Below are 8,754 nucleotides of genomic sequence, written 5' to 3'. Positions count from 1 at the left end.
GGTGGTCTGAAAGACAAGCGCTCGGGTCAGCAATTCGACCTGCGCTACGAACTATATGCGTCCGGGGAGGTCGGCAAAGCGAGCTTTGACGCCCGGCTTTCCTCCAACAATAGCGGCGTCCCCGAAAATCTCAGGCTTAGGGCCTATCGAACCGATCCGAAGGCCAATCTTCTCGGGCCGTTGAAGGCCACCCACTTCGCTTTGGGCGACGTATCGACAATATCCACGCCCTTAGTGTCGCAGTCGGTTGCAGGCCGTGGTGCATTGGTGACAAATCGCCCGGTAGAGCGGCCAGACAGCTTTGACCGCACCAGTTTCCGAGGTGAACTGCCAAGCGGCTGGGACGCAGAACTCTATCGCAACGGCCAATTGCTGGCCTTTGCCGAAAACCGCACCGACGGTCGCTACGAATTTCTCGATGTTCCGCTGCTTTACGGCCAGAACCGCATCGAAGTGGTTCTGTACGGACCACAGGGCCAGATCCGCCGCGATACCAAGGTGATTCCCGTTGGGCTTGATTCGATCCCCCCGCGAGAAACTTATTATTGGGCCGGGATTAATGAAGCGGGCGAGGATCTGATCCGGCTCGGCGAGTTTTTACCGATCCGCCAGGCCGGTTTGCGAGGCGGTTTCGGTGTAGAACGCGGGATCAATACCAGAACCTCGGTTGCGGCATCCCTGTTCAGCCTCCAGATCGACGGTGATCGTTACAACTATGTAGAAGGATCGGTGCGCCGGGCGGTGGGGCCGACCTTGGTTGAGCTTTCGGCCTCTTCGAATCTCGGCCAGGGGATGGCGTTCCGCGGCCAGTTGCTGGGCCAGCTTGGGAATAGTTATATTTCCGCCGAATCAGTCTGGGCACGGGGTGATTTCGTCTCGGATCAGATCGGCAAAAATGTCGAGTCCCGCCACAGCCTGTCGGTTGACCATAGTTTTAAAATCGGCAGCCGCGCGGTACCCTTTCACATTGATACCCAATATGAAACGCGCACAGACGGCCGTGACAGCCTCGACGTGACCGGAAGAATGTCTTTTAATTTCAATCGTTTATCTCTTACCGGAGAATTGAACTGGGAGAAGCGGTTCAGCGACATCGGACCCGGTCCGCCAGATCGTCTCGACGCGCGGCTGCTGGCCAACGGACGGATCGGCAAGGTCCGGCTGCGGGGTGAAGCGGTTTACCGTCTGGCACCCGAAAAAAGGTTTGAAAGGGTCAATTTCACTGGCGAATGGCGCGCCGGGGAGCGATCGGACTGGCGCGCGGAACTCGGTTATGATGCCGGGCTCAACCGTGGGCGCGCTGGAATCGGGATCATTCGCCGTTTCGACAAATTTTCGCTCACCGCAAGCGCCGAGGCGGCGACCGATGGTTCGGTTGCAGCCGGCCTCAATCTGTCGTTCAGCCTTGGCCCCGATCCGCGAAACGGCAAATTCCGTTTTTCCAGCAACAAGCTCGCCGATAACGGGCAGGCTATGGCGATTGTCTATCGAGACGAGAACCGCGACGGTATCCGCCAGCCTGGCGAGCCATTGGTGGAAAATGTCGAGTTGACCGCGGGCCAATCGGTCTCGCTGACGGCCACCGATGTCAACGGGCGCGCGATAATCGACAATTTGCAACCCTTCCGACCGGTATTGATCGGGATCGATGCCAGCAGCCTGTCTAGTCCCTATGTTCAGCCTGCTTTGCCGGGTGTAGTGATTACCCCGCGCCCCGGTGTTGCGGTGACGGTAGAATTGCCGCTGGTCAGCGCCGGCGAGGTCGAAGGCACCTTGGTTCGCGAGGGCGGCGGTACGATTTCCGGCGTTGGTCTGGAACTGGTCGATGTTGAAGGCCGTGTCATTCGCGAGACCCAGACCGAATTTGACGGTTTCTTCCTGTTCGATGGTGTTCCTTACGGCGGCTATACCGTCCGGATCGCAAAATTGTCAGCGCAGGCCATCCAGGTCTCGTCGATATTGTCGGTGCGCGTAGTGGTCGACGAGCAAAACCAGGTTGCGCGCATAGGCACGGTTGCCGTCTCTTCAAATACCAATATTGCGGCCAATAGCGCCGAGCAGACCGATCGGGAATATACGCCCTAGGCTGACCCTGCCGCCCTTCTTGTAACGGCCGCGCTTTCTGTTACTGATTCTGTTTTCGGGTAGATCAGGAAGAATATATGCAGATCATCGCCAATGGCATCAATATCGAAGTAGAAGACCACGGCAATCCCGAGGATCCCGCGATTCTTCTGGTCATGGGCTATACCGCCCAGCTGGTTTACTGGCCGATGGATTTCGTCAACGGCCTGGTGAAAAACGGGTTCCGGGTGATCACTTTTGACAATCGCGATGTCGGGCTCAGCTATAAATTTGACGGCGTGCGGCCGCCCCATCCGATCCGCCAGATGATCGCCAAGCGTTTTTTCCCGAAACGGCAGATGGCGCCCTATAATTTGAGCGATATGGCGAGGGATGCTGTCGGCGTGCTCGATGGGTTGAAGATTGACCGCGCGCATATTGTCGGCGCGTCGATGGGCGGCATGATCGGTCAGCTGATTGCTGCGGATCATCCCGATCGCGTGCTTTCCCTGACTCCGGTGATGTCATCGACCAATGGCCCTGGCTTGCCCGGCGCCGACGCCGAAGTGCGCAAGGTGCTGATGCAGACTGCGCGCGCTAAGGCGCGGACGCCGGACGAAGCGCTTGAGCTGGGTCTGGCTTTCTCGTCACTGATCGCCTCGGAAGAGGGCCGCAGCCGGCCGAAGGAACGACGGGAAATGATGAAGCTCGCGCAGGAACGCGCCTTTTATCCCGCTGGCCCGAAGCGCCAGATGGCAGCGATCATCGACAGCGGGAACTTACGGCCGGCGGCCAACCGGATCACGGCGCCGACGATGGTCATTCACGGAGCAGAAGATCCGCTTATCCCGTCGGCTTGCGGTCAGGATATCGCGGCCAATGTCAAAGGCGCAAGCTTCGAACTGGTCGAGGGTATGGGCCATGATCTGCCCCCGAGCAAACTGCCCAAAATGGTTGATCTGATCACAGCCCATTGCCGCGCGGCCTGAAATACCGGGTTTCACCCGGATAAGGGCAAGCAATAGGTAACTGCCTGGTTTGTCATCCTGATTTCGTGCGGCTGCGTCGCCAGAGTGTCTCCATCCACCTGGAACGCTGCCGATCTGGAGTTTTCGTCTTTCGCTATCATTGTGAGTCGATAGGCGGGCAAGGACTGGACGAAATCGAGCTGTGCGGGATCGCGGCCGCGGGCAATCTGGATGATGAATCGCAAAAAGTCCCTGCGACGGGCCCGGGTCAGCAATATGACCTGGAAATGTCGTGAGTTCAATCTCGCTGATGGTGCCAACACCCAGTTTCCGGCATAATGATGCGCCTTGATCACATAGAAGGCGCTGCAGTTCAGATGATCTGTCGTTTCGTCGCTCATTTCGAGCGCCAGAGAAAAGCGAAACTGCGGCCAGTTACCCAGCAGCCGGATTAACGACCAGCCATAGGCAGCGCCGCCGAAGCGCTTCTTTAGCTTGGGATTGTGGCGGGCCACCGCTTGTCCATCCGGTCCGGCGCTGAGGCACGCGACAAAAGGCTGACCATCGAAAGTTACCATCGGCGCTGCTAGCCGGGAATTTTCCTTATCGAGATATCCAGCCATGATCTCGCGAGCAAATGTCGCCGGATCATCGGAATAGCCAAGTTCCATGGCGACCAGATTGACGGTGCCGGCGGGAAACACACAAAGCGGTTTCAATATTTTTGCTCGCGCCATGGATGTGACGACCAGTTGCAAGGCTCCGTCACCGCCGGATACACAGACAAGATCACAATCGGGCAGAATCTCGAACTGTCCGTTTCTCTCGGTACGGCCAAACCGGACCTCCGCGCCGCACGCCTGAAACGCACGAGACAGGGCATCCAGCCGGTGCTCGTTATAGGTCCCGGAAGCCGGATTGTGGATGAGCTCGACGATCATCGTTCGTTTACCGAAACTAGGCCGACACCTGCAACCGCTCCAGTGCAATTTCCTTGGCTGCTTTGTAACCCGCCTTGCCATTGGCGGCGCGCGGCACTTCATCGACCAGGATGATCGCGCGCGGAGCCTTGTAAGCCGCAAGTTTTGAACGGATATATTCGTTCAATTCGGCCTCGTCGAAGCGGGCGCCTGGCGCCACCGACAGGATCGCGGTGACTTTCTGGCCAAAGCGGTCATCGGCTATGCCGACGACAAGGCAGTCGTAGACCGATTCATGCGTCTTGAGCGCTTCCTCGACTTCCTCCGGAAATATCTTTTCGCCGCCGCTGTTGATGCAGGCAGAACCGCGGCCAAGCAGAGTGATTGAGCCATCTGCCTCAACGGTCGCGAAATCGCCGGGAATTGAATAGCGGACACCATCGAACGTTTTGAAGGTCGCAGCGCTTTTGGCCTCGTCCTTATAATAGCCGAGTGGCACCATCCCGCCGTTGCAGATCAGCCCCATTTCACCGGAGCCCGGCTCGACCGGTTTGCCTTCTTCGGTCAGCACTTTGGTTGTCGGGTTCATGTCGAACTTGGCGGTCTGGTCGATATCGATATTTTCGGCGGTGGTGATAGATACTCCCATGCTGCCCTCGGTCGATCCCATGCTGTCGACGATAGCCATATGCGGCAAATGCCCCAAAAGACCGCGTTTGACCTCGGTGGACCACATCACACCCGACGATCCCATCATCAAAAGCGGTGATAAATCAAATGCCTGGCTTGCCGCCTTAACATCATCAAGGGCAGCCAGCATTGGCTTGGCAAATACATCGCCAACGATGGTTATGTCTGTGATTTTCTCGTCTTGCGCCAGTTGCCAGAGCGCTACCGGATCAAAATGGCTGTTGTCGCTCAGTACCACGCAGCCGCCGAGGCTGTGCGGCACCATCGCGCCGATCCACATGCCGGTTCCGTGCATCAGCGGGCAGGCGGGAATGGAGCGCGAGGCTGCGCCTGCAGCGTGCAACTGCTTCACCAGCGTACCAAAGCCCGAAGAATCGGTTGGCGGTTCCATCATCCGCATCTCGAACCCTTTGGCGAGCAGCGCAGGGGCAAAAGTCTTGTGATCATACATCACGCCCTTGGGCATGCCGGTGGTGCCACCGGTGTAGAGCATATAGATGTCGTCACCGGACCGCTCGATCACCGGCATCGGATTGGTGCTTTGCAGCGCCTCTTCATAAGACACCGCGCCTTCAAGATGCTCGCCGGACCCGTCTTCGATTTCCAAGAACAATTTGACCTGTTCGAGTTGATCCCGGATCGCGGCGATACGCGGGGCAAATTGAGCCTGATAAACCAGGGCTTCGCTGTCGCTGTTGTTGATGACGTGAGTCAGTTCCGCTTCGAGATAGCGGTAGTTGACATTGACTGGGCAGATGCGCGCTTTGAAGGCCCCGAACTGGGTCTCCATATATTCTGCGCTATTATAAGAGTATATCGCCAGCTTGGCGCCGGCCTTCAGGCCATGGTCGGTTAGCACCTGAGCGATCCGGGCGGAACGATCGGTATATTCGGACCAGCTGTAACGCTTGTCGCCATCGACGATTGCTGGCTTGTCGGGAATTGCCTCTGCAATATTCTCCCAGATACCGGCCATTTGCCAAGTCATGCGAATCTCTCCTCATTTTTTTCCCGAGAATAACCAGATCGCCGCTTTACGCAACCAGATGGCGGGGCTTGTAACCAATTGAAACAATCTATGGTTGGGGAAGGCCGCCAGTTTGGAGAGGATTGACTCGTGGTTTTCGCCGAGCAGCGGATTTTTCGGCGTGATCTACGCCATGCGATCCTCAATGCCAGCCTCGTTCGATCCGGTCTGGAGAAAGCATAGGGTGAAAATGACTGCGCTGCAGGGCCAGGATCGCCAGGCGATTGTCATTCGCCGAGATTAGCGGCCAGTCTTTCATAAGCGGTGAGGAAATCTTCCTTGAACTCCTGCACCACCTGACCTGCGGTCATCTGCTCGTTCATCAGACCGACGCCCTGTCCGACCCAATAGGTGGCCAGATCCTTGGCGCCCTGATTGTCACCCTGACTCAGCTTGTCGAGCACACGCAACGGAGGCTCCGCGACCAGAGACTGTAACGGCATGGGAAGCGGGGATGGCGCGCCCTCAGCCTGCCAGGCATCGGTCCAGGGTGAACGCAATTGCCGCGACGGCTTGCCGGTGCGTGACCGAGCGCGCACCGTGTCGCGTGATGTGGCGGCGAGCATTTTCTCTTTGACCACCGGATTGGTTTCCGCTTCGACCGTAGTCAGCCAGACCGAGCCGCACCAGGCGCCGCTTGCGCCCATTGCCATGGCAGCGGCCATCTGGGCACCCGTTGCTATGCCACCTGCTGCAAGTACTGGCGTGTCATCGCCAATCTGGGCCAGTGCGTTGCAGACTTCGGGAATAAGCACCATTGTGGATATATCGCCGGTATGCCCGCCGGCCTCGCCGCCTACGGCAATGATGATGTCGACACCGGCCGCAACCTGACTCATCGCATGATCTCTTGTCCCGACTAGTGCCGCGACGGGAACATTATGCCTTTGCCCCATTTCCAGCATCACCTGCGGCGGGATACCCAGAGCATTGGCGATCAGTTTGATCGGATGGCGAAAAGCGACTTCCAATATCGCAGCCGCTGTACCGCCACGCAAATTATCGGTGAACGCGACCTGTTCGCGGCGCACCGCTTCGATGTCCTCGGCGCTACGCGCAGCATCGACACCATGACGCTGCATTATGTCATTGGTAAATTGTTTATGTTCTTCGGGAATCGAGGCGAGCACTGCTTCCGGATCAAGCTGTTCGCCTTTGCCTTCGACCTTGTTCGGGACGATGATATCGAGACCATAAGGCTTCCCATCGACATGGGCATCAATCCAGCTGAGCTCTTCCTCGAGCATCTCGGGAGAGCAGTTTACCCCGCCAAATACGCCCATGCCACCGGCTCTGGAGACGGCAGCGACGACATCGCGGCAATGGGAGAAGGCAACCAGCGGAAATTCGATACCGAGCATGTCGCAGATTTTATTGTTCATTGGTGGGTCTCCTCATTGCCGTTCGCCCTGAGCCTGTCGAAGGGCCCTTGGCGGTCAATCGTACTTCGACAAGCTCAGCACAAACGGTCTTTATCAACTATCGGTTTCTTCAGCTTCATCCGCGACAATTTCCAGGATCAGATCATCGGCTGCAATCTGTTTGCCAGCGGTTGCCGCGATGGTTTCAACCGTTCCGTCAATCTCCGCGAGTATCTCGTGCTGCATCTTCATCGCCTCTAGCACCGCCAGCTTGTCGCCCTTGGCAACCCGCGCTCCGGCCTCGACCAATATCTCGAGCAACAATCCGTGCATCGGCGCGACCACGGTGCCACCGCCGCCAGCATCTTCCATGGCGCTAAGCCCGGTCAGATCGGTGACGGTCAGCGAGCGTTTGGGCAGTGCCAGATACAGGGTGCGATGGTCGTCAAAATAGATTGCTTCGACGGTCCGCCCCTCGACCCGCAATTTTGCGTGGTCGGTGGTTAGGGAAATCAGGTCCACCTCGACACCCTCTTCGCCGGAGCTGACTCGATAATGGCCGGGCTTGTCGACATGGACATGGATGGTCTGGGCATCTTCGCCATCGGCATATTGTGCCACGGTTTCCAGTGAGCCGGTGCTGGACCAGTCAAGCATTTCCGGATTGACGTTGAGCGCCAGCTTGTGCGCCGCCTGTTGCCGCAGCTTGTGATGGATGACCGCCGCGATTGCATAAGAAGCAAAATCATGCGCCCCGAGATCAACCCCGCCTTCGCCGTAATTTTCGCCGATGAAAGCGGTGGTTGCCTCACCGGTGACAAAGTCTGGCCGATCGAGCGCATCAATGAGGAAGTCGCGATTGGTTTTTGGGCCGAACAAGGCTGTTTCCGACAGGGCCTTGATCATCCGCCTCCGGGCTTCGTCGCGGGTTGCGCCGTGTGTGACAATCTTGGCGACCATCGAATCGTAAAAGGGCGATACTTCGCCGCCGGTCGCGATGCCGCTGTCGACCCGCGCCAGATCGGACGGCTGCCACAAATGGACGGGGCCGGTGCTGGGCAGGAAATCGTCCGCTGGATCTTCGGCATAGAGCCGGACTTCCATCGCATGACCGGTGAGCGTGATGTCCTGCTGCTCAAGACCGAGCAAGTCGCCTGACGCGACTTTCAGTTGCAGTGCGACCAGATCAAGACCGGTGATTTCCTCGGTCACCGGATGTTCGACCTGCAGCCGCGTGTTCATTTCGAGAAAATAGAAGGATCCCGACTGGTCGAGCAGAAATTCAACCGTTCCGGCACCAACATAATCGACTGCCTTGGCCGCTTCGACCGCAGCCGCTCCCATTTGCTCGCGCAATATTGGCGTCATGACCGGGCAAGGCGCTTCCTCGATCACCTTCTGGTGGCGGCGCTGGACCGAACAGTCGCGCTCGCCGAGATGGATAGTATTGCCATGGCTGTCGGCAAAGACCTGAATTTCGACGTGACGCGGCTTGATAATCGCTTTCTCGAGGATCAGTTCGCCATTGCCAAAGGCGTTCTCCGCCTCGGACCGGGCCAGCTTGATCGCGTTGGGTACGTCTTTCAGATCGTGAACCAGCCGCATGCCGCGACCACCGCCGCCAGCGGCTGCCTTGACCATCAACGGCACGCCGATTTTGCCGGCTTCGGCGATCAGCACGTCGTCTGCCTGATCATCGCCCTGATAGCCGGGCACGCAGGGCA

General features: G+C 58.0%; 5 protein-coding genes. 1 reads left to right on the top strand and 4 read right to left on the bottom strand.

Annotated elements, in window-relative coordinates; all coding sequences use genetic code 11:
* The first annotated feature begins 2,162 nt into the window (after positions 1-2,162).
* A complete protein-coding gene (locus tag V7680_RS01450; RefSeq protein WP_335651505.1) occupies positions 2,163-3,053 on the top strand; it encodes an alpha/beta fold hydrolase in 891 nt (296 codons plus the stop codon).
* Positions 3,054-3,064: 11 nt separating this feature from the next.
* Here the strand turns inward: V7680_RS01450 and V7680_RS01445 are convergent, their stop codons facing one another.
* From V7680_RS01445 to V7680_RS01430, 4 genes are all read right to left on the bottom strand, one after another.
* On the bottom strand, positions 3,065-3,973 hold the full coding sequence (locus V7680_RS01445) for a diacylglycerol/lipid kinase family protein (protein ID WP_335651504.1): 909 nt from the start codon (positions 3,971-3,973) through the stop codon (positions 3,065-3,067).
* A gap of 16 nt (positions 3,974-3,989) precedes the next feature.
* Positions 3,990-5,630, bottom strand: a complete 1,641-nt coding sequence (locus V7680_RS01440; RefSeq protein WP_335651503.1) for an acyl-CoA synthetase — start codon at positions 5,628-5,630, stop codon at positions 3,990-3,992.
* Positions 5,631-5,896: 266 nt separating this feature from the next.
* A complete protein-coding gene (locus V7680_RS01435; protein WP_335651502.1) occupies positions 5,897-7,051 on the bottom strand; it encodes an NAD(P)H-dependent flavin oxidoreductase in 1,155 nt (384 codons plus the stop codon).
* Positions 7,052-7,144: 93 nt separating this feature from the next.
* On the bottom strand, positions 7,145-8,754 hold a 1,610-nt coding region (locus tag V7680_RS01430; protein ID WP_335651501.1), incomplete at its 5' end, for an ATP-binding protein.

The sequence above is a fragment of the Parasphingorhabdus sp. genome (assembly GCF_036963705.1).
GTDB lineage: Bacteria > Pseudomonadota > Alphaproteobacteria > Sphingomonadales > Sphingomonadaceae > Parasphingorhabdus.
Note: the sequence above shows the minus strand (reverse complement) of the source record. Positions and strands in the feature narration are given on the sequence as shown.